This is a genomic window from Streptomyces exfoliatus, from assembly GCF_000725545.1.
Taxonomy (GTDB): Bacteria; Actinomycetota; Actinomycetes; order Streptomycetales; family Streptomycetaceae; genus Streptomyces; species Streptomyces exfoliatus.
The window spans coordinates 252,989-269,767 of the sequence record NZ_JNZP01000005.1; the positions used below are offsets into that span (position 1 = coordinate 252,989).

Sequence of the window (16,779 nt, forward strand, 5' to 3'; positions counted from 1 at the left end):
GTGCACCCCGCGGTGCACAGCCGCCGGGGGAAGAAGGTCGGCGCCCAACCATGCACGTCACGCATCTCTCGCTGGCCGACTTCCGCTCCTACGCCCGGGTCGAGGTCCCGCTCGACCCGGGCGTCACCGCTTTCGTGGGCGCCAACGGCCAGGGCAAGACCAATCTGGTCGAGGCCGTCGGCTATCTCGCGACCCTCTCCAGCCACCGCGTCGCCTCCGACGCCCCGCTCGTCCGGATGGGGGCCGAGCGCGCGGTCATCCGCGCCGCCGTCACCCAGGGCGAGCGCTCCCAGCTGATCGAGCTCGAACTCAACCCCGGGCGCTCCAACCGGGCCCGGATCAACAGGTCCTCGCAGGTCAAACCGCGTGACGTGCTCGGCATCGTACGGACCGTGCTGTTCGCGCCCGAGGACCTCGCCCTGGTCAAGGGCGACCCCGGCGAGCGCCGGCGCTTCCTCGACGAGCTGATCACGGCCCGCACGCCGCGGATGGCGGGCGTGCGCTCCGACTACGAGCGCGTCCTCAAGCAGCGCAACACGCTCCTGAAGTCGGCCGCCATGGCACGGCGGCACGGCGGACGCGGCATGGACCTGTCCACGCTGGACGTCTGGGACCAGCACCTGGCGCGGACCGGAGCCGAGCTGCTCGCCCAGCGGCTCGACCTGATCGCCGTACTGCAGCCGCTCGCCGACAAGGCGTACGACCAGCTCGCGCCGGCCGGCGGACCGATTCTGCTGGAGTACCGGCCCTCCGCGCCGGGCACCGGGCACACCCGCGAGGAGCTGTACGAGCAGCTGATCGCCGCGCTCGCCGAGGTGCGCAAGCAGGAGATCGAGCGGGGCGTCACGCTGGTCGGACCGCACCGCGACGAACTGCTGCTCAAACTCGGCGACCTGCCGGCGAAGGGGTACGCCAGTCACGGCGAGTCCTGGTCGTACGCGCTCGCGCTGCGGCTCGCCTCGTACGACCTGCTGCGTTACGAGGGCAACGAACCCGTCCTCGTCCTCGACGACGTGTTCGCCGAGTTGGACGCGCGGCGGCGCGAGCGGCTCGCGGAGCTGGTGGCGGGCGGCGAGCAGGTCCTCGTGACGGCCGCTGTGGACGACGACGTCCCCGGGGTGCTCGCGGGGACGCGGTACGTGGTGGCCGACGGGGCGGTGGAGCGGGCATGAGCGACGAAAAGCTTCCACAGCCTGTGGACACTCCTTCGGTTCCCGAGTCCTCGGGTGTCGATCTCGCGCGGGTCGCGCTGCGCGCCGCCAAGGAACAGGCCAAGGCCAGGGGCGCGGCCGCCCAGCAGAAGAAGCAGGCCCGGCGCGGGGGCGGACTGCGCTCCGGCGCGCGCGCCGACGGGCGCGACCCCATGGCGCTCGGCGCGGCCATCAACCGGCTCATCACCGAGCGGGGCTGGGAGACGCCGGCGGCGGTCGGCGGGGTCATGGGCCGCTGGCCGCAGATCGTCGGCGAGGACCTGGCGAAGCACTGCGTACCGCTGAAGTACGACGAGGAGCCGGACGCGCGGGTGCTCACCGTGCAGTGCGACTCCACGGCGTGGGCCACGCAGCTGCGGCTGCTCGCGCCGCGGCTCGTCGCCCGTCTCAACGAGGACCTCGGGCACGGGACGGTGCGGGTGATCAAGGTGCTGGGGCCGGGGGCGCCTCGGCGGGGGTACGGGCCGCTCAGGGCGCCGGGGTCTGTCGGGCCCGGAGATACGTACGGCTAGAGCGCCGGGCTGCCGGGCTGTGGGCCGGGCTGCCGGGCTGTGGGCCGGGCTGCCGGGCTGTGGGCCGGGCTGCCGGGCTGAGGGCCGGGCTGCCGGGCTGAGCGCCGGGCTGCTGGGCTGAGGGCCGCCCGGTGGTGCGTGCGGGCGGTACGGGGTGGCGGTGCGTGGGGTGCGGGTTCAAGCAGAGGGCGCTGCGCTGGTGGGCGTTGTGCCCCCCGTCCCGCCCCGGCGGAAGGCGTGCCCACAACGTGGGTCGGAACGCGTGCGCGGCGGGAGGCGAACGTATCCGCGACGTGGTTCCGGCGGTCTCCACGGTGCGCTACGGGTCGAAGCGCTGGGTGGCCGTCAGGGGGCTCTGAAGCCCCTGTCCGGATATGGGGAGTCGTCTCGCTCCCGGACAGGGCGGCACATGCGGACTCAGGGACCGGCAAACCCCCATGAGTGTCGGCGCTACCGGTAGACTGGGAGACAATCCCGCCACCCTGCGGAACATGTCGAACGACGCAGCCGCTCCCGTATGCCCGGAGAACGGCTTGTGCTGTGCCAGAAAGGGCGCTTCGTGGCCGATTCCGGCAACCCCAACGAGAACAACCAGTACACCGCCAGCAACATCCAGGTCCTCGAAGGCCTGGATGCGGTGCGCAAGCGCCCTGGCATGTACATCGGCTCGACCGGCGAGCGCGGTCTGCACCACATGGTGCAGGAGGTCGTCGACAACTCGGTCGACGAAGCCCTGGCCGGTCACGCGGACACCATCGACGTGACGATCCTGGCCGACGGCGCCGTCCGCGTCGTCGACAACGGCCGCGGTATCCCCGTCGGCATCGTCGCGTCCGAGGGCAAGCCGGCCGTCGAGGTCGTCCTGACCGTGCTGCACGCGGGCGGCAAGTTCGGCGGCGGCGGTTACGCGGTCTCCGGCGGTCTGCACGGTGTCGGTGTCTCCGTCGTGAACGCCCTTTCCACCAAGATCGCCGTCGAGATCAAGACCGACGGCTACCGCTGGACCCAGGACTACAAGATGGGCGCGCCCACCGCGCCCCTCGAGCAGCACGAGGCGACAGACGAGACCGGTACCTCGGTCACCTTCTGGGCCGACCCGGACATCTTCGAGACCACCGAGTACTCCTTCGAGACGCTCGCGCGCCGCTTCCAGGAGATGGCCTTCCTCAACAAGGGCCTCACCCTGACGCTCACGGACGAGCGGGAGTCGGCGAAGGCCACGGTGGGTGCGGACGACCCCGAGGCGGAGGCCGCCGAGCCCGTCGCGCGCACGGTGAAGTACCACTACGAGGGCGGCATCGTCGACTTCGTGAAGTACCTCAACTCGCGCAAGGGCGAGCTGATCCACCCCACCGTGATCGACCTCGAGGCCGAGGACAAGGACAAGGCCCTCTCCCTCGAAGTCGCGATGCAGTGGAACAGCGGCTACAGCGAGGGCGTGTACTCCTTCGCCAACATCATCCACACCCACGAGGGCGGCACGCACGAGGAGGGCTTCCGCGCGGCGCTGACCTCGCTGATCAACAAGTACGCGCGCGACAAGAAGTTCCTCCGCGAGAAGGACGACAACCTCACGGGCGACGACATCCGCGAGGGTCTGACCGCGATCATCTCGGTCAAGCTGAGCGAGCCGCAGTTCGAGGGCCAGACCAAGACCAAGCTGGGCAACACGGAGGCGAAGACCTTCGTCCAGAAGGCGGTCTACGAGCACCTCAACGACTGGCTCGACCGCAACCCGGTCGAGGCCGCGGACATCATCCGCAAGTCGATCCAGGCCGCCACCGCGCGCGTGGCCGCCCGCAAGGCGCGCGACCTGACCCGCCGCAAGGGGCTCCTGGAGTCGGCGTCGCTGCCGGGCAAGCTGTCCGACTGCCAGTCGAACGACCCGGCCAAGTGCGAGATCTTCATCGTCGAGGGTGACTCCGCCGGCGGCTCGGCCAAGTCCGGCCGCAACCCGATGTACCAGGCCATCCTGCCCATCCGCGGCAAGATCCTGAACGTCGAGAAGGCCCGGATCGACAAGATCCTGCAGAACACCGAGGTCCAGGCCCTGATCTCGGCCTTCGGCACCGGTGTGCACGAGGACTTCGACATCGAGAAGCTCCGCTATCACAAGATCATCCTGATGGCGGACGCCGACGTCGACGGTCAGCACATCAACACCCTGCTGCTGACCTTCCTCTTCCGCTTCATGCGCCCGCTGGTCGAGGCCGGTCACGTCTACCTCTCCCGCCCGCCGCTCTACAAGATCAAGTGGGGCCGGGACGACTTCGAGTACGCGTACTCGGACCGGGAGCGGGACGCGCTCGTCACGCTCGGCAAGCAGAACGGCAAGCGGATCAAGGAAGACTCGATCCAGCGCTTCAAGGGTCTCGGTGAGATGAACGCCGAGGAGCTGCGCGTCACGACCATGGACGTCGAGCACCGCGTGCTCGGCCAGGTCACCCTGGACGACGCGGCGCAGGCCGACGACCTGTTCTCGGTGCTGATGGGCGAGGACGTCGAGGCGCGGCGCTCGTTCATCCAGCGCAACGCCAAGGACGTTCGCTTCCTCGACATCTGAGTCGGTCTCAGCTGACCGTACGAAAGGACTGACGACCAGCAATGGCCGACGAAATCACTCCCGGCACCACCGAAGAGCAGGGCCCCGTGGTCCGCATCGAGCCCGTCGGGCTCGAGACCGAGATGCAGCGCTCGTACCTCGACTACGCGATGTCCGTCATCGTGTCCCGCGCGCTGCCCGACGTACGGGACGGGCTCAAGCCCGTCCACCGGCGCGTCCTGTACGCGATGTACGACGGCGGCTACCGGCCCGAGAAGGGCTTCTACAAGTGCGCCCGCGTCGTCGGTGACGTCATGGGTACGTACCACCCGCACGGCGACTCCTCGATCTACGACGCGCTCGTCCGCCTCGCCCAGCCCTGGTCGATGCGGATGCCGCTCGTCGACTCCAACGGCAACTTCGGTTCCCCGGGCAACGACCCGGCCGCCGCCATGCGGTACACCGAGTGCAAGATGATCCCGCTGTCGATGGAGATGCTCCGGGACATCGACGAGGAGACCGTCGACTTCCAGGACAACTACGACGGCCGCAACCAGGAGCCGACCGTCCTGCCGGCCCGGTTCCCGAACCTCCTGGTCAACGGCTCCGCCGGCATCGCCGTCGGTATGGCGACCAACATCCCGCCGCACAACCTGCGCGAGGTCGCGGCCGGCGCCCAGTGGGCTCTGGAGCACCCCGAGGCCACCCACGAGGAGCTCCTCGACGCCCTGATCGAGCGGATCAAGGGCCCGGACTTCCCCACCGGCGCGCTCGTCGTCGGCCGCAAGGGCATCGAGGAGGCGTACCGCACCGGCCGTGGCTCGATCACGATGCGCGCGGTCGTCGAGGTCGAGGAGATCCAGAACCGCCAGTGCCTGGTGGTCACGGAGCTGCCGTACCAGACCAACCCGGACAACCTCGCGCAGAAGATCGCCGACCTGGTGAAGGACGGCAAGATCGGCGGCATCGCCGACGTCCGCGACGAGACCTCGTCCCGGACCGGCCAGCGCCTCGTCATCGTGCTCAAGCGCGACGCCGTCGCCAAGGTCGTCCTGAACAACCTCTACAAGCACACCGACCTGCAGACGAACTTCGGCGCGAACATGCTGGCGCTCGTCGACGGCGTGCCGCGCACCCTCTCGCTCGACGCGTTCATCCGCCACTGGGTGACGCACCAGATCGAGGTCATCGTCCGCCGGACCAAGTTCCGGCTGCGCAAGGCCGAGGAGCGCGCCCACATCCTGCGCGGTCTCCTCAAGGCGCTCGACGCCATCGACGAGGTCATCGCGCTCATCCGGCGCAGCGACACCGTCGAGATCGCCCGCGGCGGCCTGATGGACCTGCTGCAGATCGACGAGATCCAGGCCAACGCGATCCTGGAGATGCAGCTCCGCCGGCTCGCCGCCCTGGAGCGCCAGAAGATCGTCGCCGAGCACGACGAGCTCCAGGCGAAGATCAACGAGTACAACGCGATCCTGGCCTCGCCGGAGCGCCAGCGCTCGATCGTCAGCGAGGAGCTGGCCGCGCTCGTCGAGAAGTTCGGCGACGACCGCCGCTCCAAGCTGGTGCCCTTCGACGGTGACATGTCCATCGAGGACCTGATCGCCGAGGAGGACATCGTCGTCACCATCTCGCGTGGCGGCTACGTGAAGCGGACGAAGACCGAGGACTACCGCTCGCAGAAGCGCGGCGGCAAGGGCGTGCGGGGCACGAAGCTGAAGCAGGACGACATCGTCGACCACTTCTTCGTCTCCACGACCCACCACTGGCTGCTCTTCTTCACCAACAAGGGCCGGGTCTACCGGGTCAAGGCGTACGAGCTGCCCGACGCCGGCCGTGACGCGCGCGGCCAGCACGTGGCCAACCTGCTCGCCTTCCAGCCGGACGAGCAGATCGCCCAGATCCTGGCGATCCGCGACTACGAGGCCGCGCCGTACCTGGTGCTCGCCACCAAGGCCGGTCTGGTCAAGAAGACCGCGCTGAAGGACTACGACTCGCCGCGTTCGGGCGGTGTCATCGCGATCAACCTCCGGGAGACGGAGGGCGGCGGCGACGACGAGCTGATCGGCGCGGAGCTGGTCTCCGCCGAGGACGACCTGCTGCTCATCAGCAAGAAGGCGCAGTCGATCCGCTTCACCGCCACCGACGACGCGCTGCGTCCGATGGGACGCGCCACGTCGGGCGTCAAGGGGATGAGTTTCCGTGCCGACGACGAACTGCTCTCGATGAATGTCGTCCGGCCCGGTACGTTCGTCTTCACCGCGACCGACGGCGGGTACGCGAAGCGCACCCCCGTCGACGAGTACCGCGTCCAGGGCCGTGGCGGCCTCGGTATCAAGGCCGCCAAGATCGTGGAGGACCGTGGCTCCCTCGTGGGCGCGCTGGTGGTCGAGGAGACGGACGAGATCCTCGCCATCACGCTGTCCGGCGGTGTGATTCGTACGCGAGTCAACGAAGTCAGGGAGACCGGCCGTGACACCATGGGCGTCCAGCTGATCAACCTGGGCAAGCGCGATGCCGTCGTCGGCATCGCACGGAACGCCGAGGCCGGCAGCGAGGACGAGGACGCCGACGACGCGGACGAGATCGGCGGCGCCGAAGACGCCGTGGAGGCGTCCGAGGACGTGGTGGTCGAGACCGAGGCGGTCGGGACCGAGGCAGTCGAGGGCACGGAGCCCTCGGCCGGGGAGCACGAGGAGTAAGAGCGTGAGTGGAGCCACGGGCGCCGGATCGGCGGCCGCCGGAGCTTCTGCTGGTGCTGGAGCGAACGGCGCCCGTGGCCCCGCCACGGACTCCCAGGGGGTTGCGGTGACGGACACTCGAGGGCAGCAGCCCTCGTACGAGACCTACAACGGGCCGCTGCCCGGCGAGCGTGCGGGCACGCAGCAGCCGGGCGGGCCGTACCACCCGCCGCAGGCGTACGGCGCCGCGGTGCCGGGCGGCACGGCGGGCGGCCAGACCGGGGCCGTACGCCGGCCGCGTACGGGGGCACGCACGACGCCCCGTACGCGCAAGGCGCGGCTGCGGGTGGCCAAGGCGGATCCGTGGTCGGTGATGAAGGTGAGCTTCCTGCTCTCCATCGCGCTGGGCATCTGCACGATCGTCGCCGCGGCGGTGCTGTGGATGGTCATGGACGCCATGGGCGTGTTCTCGACGGTCGGCGGCACGATCAGCGAGGCCACGGGCTCGAACGAGTCCAACGGCTTCGACCTGCAGTCGTTCCTCTCGCTGCCCCGGGTCCTGATGTTCACCTCGGTGATCGCCGTGATCGACGTGGTCCTGATGACCGCCCTGGCGACCCTGGGCGCGTTCATCTACAACCTGTCGGCCGGCTTCGTCGGCGGTGTGGAGCTCACGCTCGCCGAGGACGAGTAGGACGCGCGGGGCCGGTCCGGGAACGGATTTTGGGACTGGCCCCCACGTGCGCTAATCTTCAGGAGTCAGCGCGCGGGACACACACCGCAAAGCGCGGCGGGGCTATAGCTCAGTTGGTTAGAGCGCATCCCTGATAAGGATGAGGCCACAGGTTCAAATCCTGTTAGCCCCACAGTATCGATCGACCCGGACGGTTACTCCGTCCGGGTCGATTTCGTTTGTCCCGGGCCTGGTCGGTGACGTCCGGGGCGCGTCGGGGGTTTGAAGCTCGCACAGGTCACCGATCGGTATCGGTCGATGTGTAGAGTGGGCGTCAGAAGTCTCCTACGTCAACGAAAGACGAGGTCGCGCGGTGAAGAAGCTGCTCCTGGTCGCACTGGCCGCCATCGGCGGGCTCCTCGTGTACCGCCAGATCCAGGCGGATCGCGCCGAGCAGGACCTGTGGACGGAGGCGACCGACTCCGTGCCCGCAGGTTCGGGTGTCTGAGACGAAGACCGTCTGTGGGTGAAGCCCCGGCCGCGCGTGAGCGGGCCGGGGCTTTGCTTTGCCTGAGCAAATTGTCGACTTGCTTAAGTGAAGAGGTGGAGGGCGCGTGAAGACGCAGGCCGGGATCGGCCGGAGGGCGGGGGCCCTGATCACGGCGGCCGCGGCGGTGGGAACGGTCGCGGTGCTACCAGGTCAGGCGGTGGCGCTGCCCGGTCAGGCGGTCGCGTCGCCCGGCACGACGGTGGGGGCGCTGCCCCGGCAGGCGGTGGCGGCCGAGGGCGCCCCTCTGCCGCCGTACACCTTCGACAGCGCGGCGCAGCGGGTCCAGGGGGCCGCTTCGAGCTCCGACGCCGTGTCGCTGAAGACCGGGCAGACCTACCGCGACACGCTCAAGAAGGACGGCAAGGTCTACTACCGGGTCGACCTCGACGACAAGCGGAACGCGTACGTCTCCGTGGTCGCCGTCCCCAGGAGCGGCGGCAGGGTCGAGTACGGCGACGGCGTCAAGATCAGCATGCAGGACGGCTCCGGCACCGAATGCGGCTACCAGCAGGTGAACTTCTCCTCGGCCGAGTACACCCGGCCGCTCGCCGCGTACGCCCGCCGGATCGTCGACGCCGACAGCTCCAGCTGCCAGCGTGCCGGCGCCCACTACGTGCTCGTCGAGCGGGAGTCGAAGGCGACCTCCAGCCAGGACGACTGGGACCTGGAGATCCGGTACGCGGCCGAGCCCGGCCTGAAGAAGGCCGGTCCGACCGGGCTGCCCGAGGTCTGGGCCTCCGGCACGCCCGCGCCGCCCACGGGCCGGCCCGCGAAGCGACAGGGCGGCTCGGGGATCCATGACGCCACCTCGCTGACGCAGGGCGAGTGGCGGTCCGACATCCGGCCGGGGCAGACGCTCTTCTACCGGGTGCCGGTCGACTGGGGGCAGCAGCTCTTCGCCAGCGCCGAACTCGGCAGCAGCGCCGGCGGTGACGAGTACGTCGGCAACGCCCTGGTCCTCTCCCTGGAGAACCCGGCGCTCGGACACGTCGACGAGAAGACCGCCGGCTACGACGGGAAGCCCTCGACCCTGGAGCTGGACCCGCTGCGGCCGGTGGCCCACGAGAACCGCACCTCGTACCAGGACGCCACCAGCGGCATGCGGTTCGCCGGCTGGTACTACCTCGCGGCGACGCTCAGCCCGGAGATCGCCGCGGAGTACGGGGACAAGGCGGTGCCGCTGACCCTGCGGGTCTCCGTGCGGGGCACCGCGAAGTCGGGCCCCGGCTACGACGGCGACCCGGGGCCGTTCAAGGTGACCCCCGACGACAAGGAGGCCGCCGCGAACGGCGCCAGTGGGGCGCGGGCGGCGGAGCGGAACGGCTCCATGAAGGTCGTCGCGATGGCCGGGATCGGCAGCGGGACGGCGCTGCTGCTCGGCCTCGGCGCGTGGACGCTGGTGGCGCGGCGGCGGGCGGCGTAGCGCCCTCGCGGGTTTGTCGGAGGGCCGCAGGAGGCTTCGCGGGCACACCGGGCTGCGCGGACGCAGGGGCTCGGCCGGGGCTCAGGTCTGGCTGAGGGCCCAGAAGCCGACCGTGAAGCACGCCAGAGCGAGCAGGAGGACCGGGATCGTCACCTTCGGGGACGGTCCCGGTCGGCGTACGGGGGCGGGTGGGCGTACCGGGGCGGGCGGGGTGTGCTGCCCGGGAACCTGATCGGGGTGAGCGGTGTATGGATAAGTGGGGGCTTGTCCGTACGGAACTCCCGCGGTGGGGGTCTGTGCGAAGGAGGGGGTCGGGTGGGTGACCGGTGGGGGCAGATGGAAGCTGCCCGTCTCCGAGGGGTCGTGCTGGGCCTGGTACTGCGGCTGTGGGGGCTGCTGCCGGGGCGGTACGGGCGCCGCGGGGGGCGTCGTCGGTACGGCGGCCGGGGACGGGCCCTGGGCGGCCTGGGCGGCGCTGGGGGCCACCGTGTCGGAGGGGCCCGTGGGGCCCTCGGGGCCGAAGCCCGGCGGCAGGGGACCGAGCTGGTCGAAGATCTCGACCGGCTGCTCGTCGGCGCCCGGCTCGGGGAGCATCTCGACGGCGGCGCTCAGCGCTTTGCGCGCGCCCGTGGCCGTCCGGAAGCGGGCCTGTGGATCGGGCTGGAGCAGTCCGGCGATGACCTGCCACAGGGGTTCCGGGATGCCCTCGGGGGCGCTCGGGGTGCCGTACGCGCGGAAGTGCTCGACGAGGGCCTGCGAGTCCGGCCTGCGGCCCTGGAGGAGATAGAGCGCGACCAGGCCGACGGCGAAGAGGTCGGCGGTGAAGTCGGGCTCGGCGCCGAGGAGCTGCTCGGGCGCGAAATACCCGGGCGTGCCCACGACGTAGTTGGTCTCGGTCAGGCGCGGCTCGCCCTTGCGCATGGAGATGCCGAAGTCAGAGAGCCGCAGGTGCGGCCGCCCGGTGCCGGTGACGTCCATGAGGATGTTCGCGGGCTTGATGTCCCGGTGCACGACCCCCTCGGCGTGCACCGTGGCCAGGCCCGAGAGCAGCTGGTCGAGCAGGACGCAGACGAACCGGGGCGGCAGCGGGCCGTAGTCGCCGATGACGTGGGCGAGAGAGCCGCCGGCGACCAGGTCCATGGTGAACAGGACCTTGTCGTCGTCGGCGGCCCAGCTGGCCGGGGCGAGGACGTGCGGGTGATCGATCCGCAGCGCCTGCTCGCGGACGAAGCGGAGCAGGGTGTGCGCGTCGCTCTGCAGCAGCACCTTGGCCGCCACGTAGCGGCGGCGCCGGTGGTCCCAGGCACGCCATACCGCGCCCGCCCCGCCCCGCCCGATCGGATCGACCAGCTCGTACCGTCCGGCGAAGACCTCACCCATCGTGCTGCGTCCGCTCCCCGTTGGTTCGTCTCTCGGCGATGCCGGCCGGCCGCCGACCGCGTCAGTTCTGGTGCGACTCGTAGTGCGCGACCGCGTCCGCGGTGCGCCCGGCGCCGTACACCCGGAGGAACTCTGCCAGTTCCGGATGGGCGGGGGCGAGGGAGTCGGCCGCGTCGATGATGTCGCCCGCCGCCGCTACGGAGCGCAGTAGCGACTGGATCTCGCGGACCACCCGGCGGACGGTCGGAGCGCCGGAGCCGGTGCTGGTGTTAACCGTGCTGGTGAGGACGGAGCCGCCCTGCGACTTCTTGACCTCGTCCATGCGGTCGGTGGCCTCGGCGGCGCTGACACTGCCGTCGGCGACCTGCACGGCGAGCTCCTGGAGGGCTTGGACGCGCTGGACGACGGCCGGATTGCCGATCTTGGCACGCTGGCCGCTCATCAGCTGGGACAGCATGGGCGCGGACAGCCCGAGCACGGCCGCGAGCCTGGCCTGATTGAGCCCGAGATCGTCGATCAGCCGACGGAAGAGCGCCCCCAGCGGCTCTCCGTACCAACTGCGCTGAAGCTCTCTGGCTCTAGCCGTGGCTTCCTGCTGCGCTGCGTCCATCACTTCTCCCCATCCCTGCGGTTCGCCACTGCGAACCTCGATCAGCATCTTACGGAGAGTGGTCGCTGACCGGGAGTCCCAATCCTTTTGCCGGACATGGGGGGTGACCCGGTACGCTGTCCTCGTTCCGGGGCCTTAGCTCAGTTGGTAGAGCGCTGTCTTTGCATGGCAGATGTCAGGGGTTCGACTCCCCTAGGCTCCACCGGTGAATGCCCCCTGGACTGCGGAAACGCGGTTTCAGGGGGCATTTTTCGTGCCCCGGGCTTGACCTGAACCTCGGTTCAACTTCTAGCGTGCTGCCCAGTCGAGAAGTCGTCGGAACCGCCGACCTCATGGGGGAAACAGCCGTGCCCGAGAAGCGCCTGCGCATCGCCGTCGTCATCGCCAGTGTCCGGGAGGGGCGGTTCGGCCCGGTCGTCGCGCGCTGGTTCGTCGACCAGCTCGGCGAGCACGCCGACCTGGAGGTGGACACGATCGACCTCGCCGAGGTGGGGCTGCCGATGGTCTTCCCCGCGTTCGGCGCCCAGCCGGCCGGGGACACCGCCGTGGCCGCCGAGGCGGTCCGAGGGCGGCTCGCGGCGGCCGACGCCTTCGTCGTCGTCACACCCGAGTACAACCACAGCTTCCCGGCCTCGGTGAAGAACCTCATCGACTGGCACAACGTCGAGTGGCACGCCAAGCCCGTCGGCTTCGTCTCCTACGGCGGGATGGCCGGCGGTCTGCGCGCCGTCGAGCAGCTCCGCCCGGTCTTCGCCGAGGTCCACGCGGTCACCGTCCGGGACACCGTCAGCTTCCACAACGCCTGGTCGCAGTTCGACGCGGACGGCGCGCCGACCGACGCGGAGAGCTGTGGCACCGCGGCCAAGCTGATGATCGACCGGCTGCGGTGGTGGGCGGTGGCGCTCAGCGAGGCGCGCGCCGCCAGCCCGTACACGGTGTGACGGATCAGGCCCCGTCGGACTCGCCCGGGTCGGACCCGGCCCGGGCGGACTCCGACCGGTCGGGCCCGGCCCCGTCGGAGCCGAGCCCGTCGGGGTTGGCCAGGAGGCAGCCGGTGAAGGACATGCAGCCGCAGCCGATGCACTCCTCGAGGCGGTCCCGCAGTTCCGTCAGGCGGTCCAGCCGGGCGTCGAGGTCCTTCCGCCAGCACCGGGAGATCCGCGCCCAGTCCTCCGCCGTGGGCGTCCGGCCCTCCGGGAGGAGGCCGAGGACGGCCCGCACCTCCGACAGCGGGATGCCCAGCTGCTGCGACATGCGGATGAACGTGACCCTGCGCAGTACGTCCCGCGGGTAGCGGCGCTGGTTGCCCAGGGTGCGTTCGCTGGCGATGAGGCCGCGGCGCTCGTAGAAGCGGAGCGTGGAGGTCGGTACGCGGCTGCGGGCGGCGAGTTCGCCGATCGTGAGGTGGGCGGGCTTCGGCGGTGAGCCGGTCCGCAGCGTGCCGGCCGTGGCGGCCGTGGTGGCCGCGGGGGCCGTGGCGGCCGTGCCGGCCGTGGGGGTCACCGGGGCGTCCTGCCGGCGGCGTGGAACGTCCGCTCCACGTCCTGGGCCCAGTAGTAGGTCCGGCCGGCCCGCTTCTCGCGGCGCCACCGCTGTTCGCTGGCGAGCCGGTACACCGTGCCGGAGGGGACGCCCCGCAGATGGGCCACCTCGGCGGGGCTGAGCCACTCCGAGGCCCGCCGGGCGCCTCCCGGGTGGCCGGTGGGCTCCGTGGGGCCCGTACCGTCCGTGTGGCCCGTGCCTGTGCCTTCCGGACGGCTCCCCGCGCCGAGGCGGCGGCCGAGACGGGTCCACTCGGCCGCGGGCCAGCGGTGTGCGGGGGTCGCGGTGCAGACGATGTCCGACAGGGCGGCGCCGCCGCCGGTGTGGACCCGCGCCACCAGGCTGCCGGAGCAGTCGGGTTCGGCGCACGTGCCGACCTCGAGCCGGCGTACCGGTTCGGGTTCGACGATCCGGCGGGCGGTGTGGACCAGCCGGCTCAGCTCACCGCTCGCGTCGGCCGCCGTGTCGTGCGCCGCCAGCCAGGTGACGTGCAGGCGGAGGAAGCCGGCGAGTGCCGGGACCGTGCGCGACGGGGGCGCGATCCGGCGCTCGTGCGCCACGAGGCCACCCCACGAGCCGAGCACCGAGAGGATCGACGCCCGCGCCTCGGCGGCGCGGATGTTGAGGCGGATGCCGGGTGCCGGGCCGCCGGTGCCGCGGCCGCCGGCCGTCATGGCGCCGCTGCGGCTGTTCTCGAGCACCGACTCGCAGGAGGCGTAGAGGTGGGGGAGCTGTTCCAGGTCGGCGGCCAGTCGCTGTGCGCAGATGTGGCACAGCCGGCTCCTTCCGAGGGCGGGGCGGGGCTCGCGGGCCGCGCACCCGGCTCCACCGCAGAGCCGTACCGCCGCTTTCCGTTCCACGTGATGCGTGTCCATGGCCCGACGGTAGGCAGCCCGCTCGGGCCCCGACAATGCGCGCAGTTCTAAGCTTTCGCTAAGCCATGAGGGCCGTGCGGCACCGATCCGATATCGTGGTGCGCTCCTTTGACAACGTGTTGTTCAGGGGAGCGGTATGTAATATTCCGATTGACATACTCTGAGTGATGCAGCTCACACCAGCCATCTTGATGGCTGATTGGGCACTCGCCTAGACTCCGATTGTGCTAGCGAACGGGGGCTTGTGTGGCGCATCCATTTCAAACCCGCACATGCGCGCTCTGTGCGGAAAAACGACGAAGTGTTTCCGTGCTCTCCCCTTTTCCTGTGGCATGGCGACGGGTCATGCCGTTTCCGGTGCATTCCAAGTGCAGGGATCTGGACGAGAGTGGGCCTAGATGCTGATTTTGGTGGTGGCGGGAGACAGAGAATTCTCCGTCGAGGTGACCAGAGATCTGGAGAGCGGCGGCCACAGGGTGGAGAAGGCGGACGGGCTCGGCGCGGTGCTCGCGCGCTCGCAGGACGTCGACGCCGTCCTCTTCGATCTGAGCTTATCCGGAACCGAAGGCTTCGAGGTGTGCCGGGCGATACGTTCCGCATCCTCGGTGCCACTCATCGTCACCGATGTGCGTGACGACGAATTCGACCGCGTGCTCTGTTTCAAGCTCGGCGTCGACGACTACGTCGTCCGGCCGTGCACCACCCGGGAGTTGGTGGTCCGGCTCGAAGCGGTCGTCCGGCGGGTCGGCGACACCTGGCAGCCCTGGAAGGGCGTGGCCGCGCACAGCGAACAGGTCAACGACCTGGGTGCGGTGCGGATCGGTCTGCGCAGCCGGGTCGTCGCGGTGTACGGGCGCGAAGTGGCGCTCACGCGCAAGGAGTTCGACATCCTGGCGCTTCTCGCGTCCGCCCCGGGACGGGTCTTCACCCGGGAGGACATCATGCGGGAGGTCTGGGGCCATGACGGCGCCGGCGACACCCGGACGCTCGGTGTGCACATGGTCGGGCTCCGGCGGAAGCTGGGCATCGCGTCGCTGGTCGAGACGGTCCGCGGCATCGGCTTCCGGTTGAGCGTGACACGGCCGACCCGTGTCGGCGCCGGTGCCGGGCAGGTGGCCGGGCAGAGTGCCGAGCCGGGTCTGAGTCGGGTCTGAGTCGGGCCTGAGCCGGTCTCATTGCAGGTGGGCGGGGGTGGCGCCGTGACACGGCGCCACCCCCGCCCGTCCGCGTTCCAGGGCCGGCCGACGGCGCCGTTCAGCGCTTGCTCGCCGGAACCTAGTGAAAACATAGAAAAGAGCTGCTTGTTCTTTGCGCGGCCGCCGAAGAAGCTACTGCGTAATGTCCCGTGAATTGATTCCGGGAACGGGTCGACGGACAAGCGGAGGCGACAGATGGCTGCGATCACGACGGACGACAGGCAGCAGATCAAGAAGATCGTCTGTGACATCCTCGAACTGGAGGAGGATGAAATCACGGAGACGAGTCTCTTTGTGGAGGAGCACGACGCCGACTCCATGCGGCTGATTGAAATACTCTCCTCACTCGAACTTAATCTGAAGGTCACTCTGGAGCAGGCCGACATGGCACGGATGGTGAATCTGGCCGGCGTGTACGAGGTCGTTTCGGAATCCAATCGATGACCGGCCCCGATAAAAGGCGTCCCCGGCTGGACCTCGTCGGCTGGTCGGCGACCTCCCCGTTCGGCATCGGCCGGTCGGCCTTCGCCGAGGGACTGCGCGAGGGCCGGGCCACCGCGACGGCCCTCGACCACGAGCAGTGGCAGGTTCCGGCCGGTCGCGCCTGCCTGGTGCCCGACTTCGAGGTCCGCGCGGTGCTCGGCAAGAAGGGCACCCGGATGATGAACCGGGTGACCGGACTGGCCGTCGGCACGGTCGGCGAGCTGCTCGCCGACATGGACCGGTCGGCGCTCACCCCCGAGACCACCGGCATGGTGCTGGGCACCACCGGTGGCAGCGTGCAGAGCACCCTGGACCTGACCCGCGGCTCCCTCTCCGGCGAGCGACCGTTTCACGTGGAACCAGGCCTCATCCCGTACAGCGTGATGAACGGGGCAGCCGGACAGGTCGCCATCTGGCACGAGCTGAAGGGCCCCAACGCCACTCTGGCCGCAGGGCGTTCCGCCGGAGTGCTCGCCCTGAGCTACGCGCGGCGGCTGCTGCTCACCGGCCGGGCCGGGGTCGTGCTCTGCGGCGCCGCCGAGGAGTACTCGACCGCCCGCGCGTGGCTGGCCCGGCACACCGCCGACCCCGCCGCCGGCGAACCGCTCCTCGGTGAGGGCTGCGCGATGTTCGCGCTCGCCGCCGCCCCGGCGGACGCCCCGGCCGCGCCCGCGTCGCTCGTCGGCGTCAAGGCCATGACGTGCAGCGACGGGAACTGGGCCGCGGTCGTCCGGCGGTGTGTCGAGCAGGTGCTGCGCGACGCGGACGCCAAGCCGACCGACGTCTGGGCGGTCAGCCCGTCGGGCGCCGCAGGCCCCGGCGGCGACGCGGAACAGGCCGTCGCGGAGGAGCTGGCCGCGGCCGGCGGCATCGAGGTGCCGGTCGCCCCTCTCGTCGGCGAGGGCCACGCGGCCTCCGCCGCGTTCCAACTGGCCGCCGTACTGAGTCGTGCCGAGACCGACGAGCGGTCCACCGGCCGTCTCTCCCTCGTCACCACCACCGACGAGGCCGGCACCGTCGCCGCCGCACTGCTGCGGCACCACTGAGAAACCACCGGTCCCCCTGGGGGTGTCCCGCCGATCACGCCGGGCGCGGTCCCGA

The 16,779-nt window shown here is 70.5% G+C and carries 15 protein-coding genes and 2 tRNA genes; 13 read left to right on the plus strand and 4 right to left on the minus strand.

Annotation, left to right across the window (positions count from 1 at the left end; genetic code table 11):
• The first annotated feature begins 50 nt into the window (after window positions 1–50).
• The 8 genes from recF to IO20_RS0108610 all read left to right on the plus strand — a co-directional run bounded on the left by recF (window position 51) and on the right by IO20_RS0108610 (window position 9,592).
• Window positions 51–1,172 carry a DNA replication/repair protein RecF gene (gene recF, locus IO20_RS0108575; protein ID WP_030549766.1) on the plus strand — a complete coding sequence of 374 codons (1,122 nt, stop codon included), beginning with the start codon at window positions 51–53 and terminating at the stop codon, window positions 1,170–1,172.
• Window positions 1,169–1,723, plus strand: coding sequence for a DciA family protein (locus IO20_RS0108580; protein ID WP_030549767.1), 555 nt, complete (start codon window positions 1,169–1,171; stop codon window positions 1,721–1,723). The genes recF and IO20_RS0108580 overlap by 4 nt, the downstream gene beginning before the upstream one ends.
• 535 nt (window positions 1,724–2,258) lie before the next feature.
• Window positions 2,259–4,286: a DNA topoisomerase (ATP-hydrolyzing) subunit B gene (gyrB, locus tag IO20_RS0108585; RefSeq protein WP_030549768.1), complete on the plus strand. Its 2,028-nt coding sequence runs from the start codon at window positions 2,259–2,261 to the stop codon at window positions 4,284–4,286.
• Between the two features lie 41 nt (window positions 4,287–4,327).
• Window positions 4,328–6,967 carry a DNA gyrase subunit A gene (gene gyrA, locus IO20_RS0108590; protein WP_030549769.1) on the plus strand — a complete coding sequence of 880 codons (2,640 nt, stop codon included), beginning with the start codon at window positions 4,328–4,330 and terminating at the stop codon, window positions 6,965–6,967.
• 106 nt (window positions 6,968–7,073) lie between these two features.
• Window positions 7,074–7,640 (plus strand): DUF3566 domain-containing protein, encoded by a 567-nt coding sequence (locus tag IO20_RS0108595; RefSeq protein WP_030549770.1) that lies wholly within the window; start codon window positions 7,074–7,076, stop codon window positions 7,638–7,640.
• A gap of 98 nt (window positions 7,641–7,738) precedes the next feature.
• Window positions 7,739–7,812: transfer RNA gene (locus tag IO20_RS0108600), tRNA-Ile, on the plus strand.
• Between the two features lie 180 nt (window positions 7,813–7,992).
• Complete coding sequence (locus tag IO20_RS38360; protein ID WP_003958712.1) at window positions 7,993–8,127, plus strand: DLW-39 family protein; 135 nt, start codon at window positions 7,993–7,995, stop codon at window positions 8,125–8,127.
• 106 nt (window positions 8,128–8,233) lie between these two features.
• A complete protein-coding gene (locus tag IO20_RS0108610) occupies window positions 8,234–9,592 on the plus strand; it encodes a hypothetical protein (RefSeq protein ID WP_030549771.1) in 1,359 nt (452 codons plus the stop codon).
• Between the two features lie 81 nt (window positions 9,593–9,673).
• On the opposite strand, the gene IO20_RS0108615 is transcribed toward IO20_RS0108610, so the two are convergent.
• The gene (locus tag IO20_RS0108615) at window positions 9,674–10,972 is read right to left on the minus strand and encodes a serine/threonine-protein kinase (RefSeq protein WP_030549772.1); all 1,299 of its coding nucleotides are present in this window, start codon (window positions 10,970–10,972) and stop codon (window positions 9,674–9,676) included.
• A gap of 61 nt (window positions 10,973–11,033) precedes the next feature.
• Complete coding sequence (locus tag IO20_RS0108620) at window positions 11,034–11,582, minus strand: helix-turn-helix domain-containing protein (RefSeq protein ID WP_030205059.1); 549 nt, start codon at window positions 11,580–11,582, stop codon at window positions 11,034–11,036.
• Window positions 11,583–11,711: 129 nt separating this feature from the next.
• Here IO20_RS0108620 and IO20_RS0108625 point away from each other — a divergent pair.
• A tRNA-Ala gene (locus IO20_RS0108625) sits at window positions 11,712–11,784 on the plus strand.
• A gap of 130 nt (window positions 11,785–11,914) precedes the next feature.
• Entirely contained in the window at window positions 11,915–12,523 is a 609-nt protein-coding gene (locus IO20_RS0108630; protein ID WP_030549773.1) for an NADPH-dependent FMN reductase, read from the plus strand.
• A 4-nt stretch (window positions 12,524–12,527) separates the two neighbouring features.
• Here the strand turns inward: IO20_RS0108630 and soxR are convergent, their stop codons facing one another.
• Both soxR and IO20_RS37475 read right to left on the minus strand, forming a co-directional pair.
• Window positions 12,528–13,085, minus strand: a complete 558-nt coding sequence (soxR, locus tag IO20_RS0108635) for a redox-sensitive transcriptional activator SoxR (protein ID WP_078945982.1) — start codon at window positions 13,083–13,085, stop codon at window positions 12,528–12,530.
• Window positions 13,082–13,999: a hypothetical protein gene (locus IO20_RS37475; RefSeq protein WP_051894184.1), complete on the minus strand. Its 918-nt coding sequence runs from the start codon at window positions 13,997–13,999 to the stop codon at window positions 13,082–13,084. Before IO20_RS37475 ends, soxR begins: the two co-directional genes overlap by 4 nt.
• Window positions 14,000–14,397: 398 nt before the next feature.
• On the opposite strand from IO20_RS37475, the gene IO20_RS0108645 reads away from it, so the two are divergent.
• From IO20_RS0108645 to IO20_RS0108655, 3 genes are all read left to right on the plus strand, one after another.
• Window positions 14,398–15,153: a response regulator transcription factor gene (locus tag IO20_RS0108645; RefSeq protein WP_063761395.1), complete on the plus strand. Its 756-nt coding sequence runs from the start codon at window positions 14,398–14,400 to the stop codon at window positions 15,151–15,153.
• 237 nt (window positions 15,154–15,390) lie between these two features.
• Window positions 15,391–15,639 carry an acyl carrier protein gene (locus IO20_RS0108650; RefSeq protein ID WP_030205071.1) on the plus strand — a complete coding sequence of 83 codons (249 nt, stop codon included), beginning with the start codon at window positions 15,391–15,393 and terminating at the stop codon, window positions 15,637–15,639.
• A complete protein-coding gene (locus tag IO20_RS0108655; protein WP_030549777.1) occupies window positions 15,636–16,724 on the plus strand; it encodes a beta-ketoacyl synthase N-terminal-like domain-containing protein in 1,089 nt (362 codons plus the stop codon). The genes IO20_RS0108650 and IO20_RS0108655 overlap by 4 nt, the downstream gene beginning before the upstream one ends.
• Window positions 16,725–16,779 lie beyond the last annotated feature (55 nt).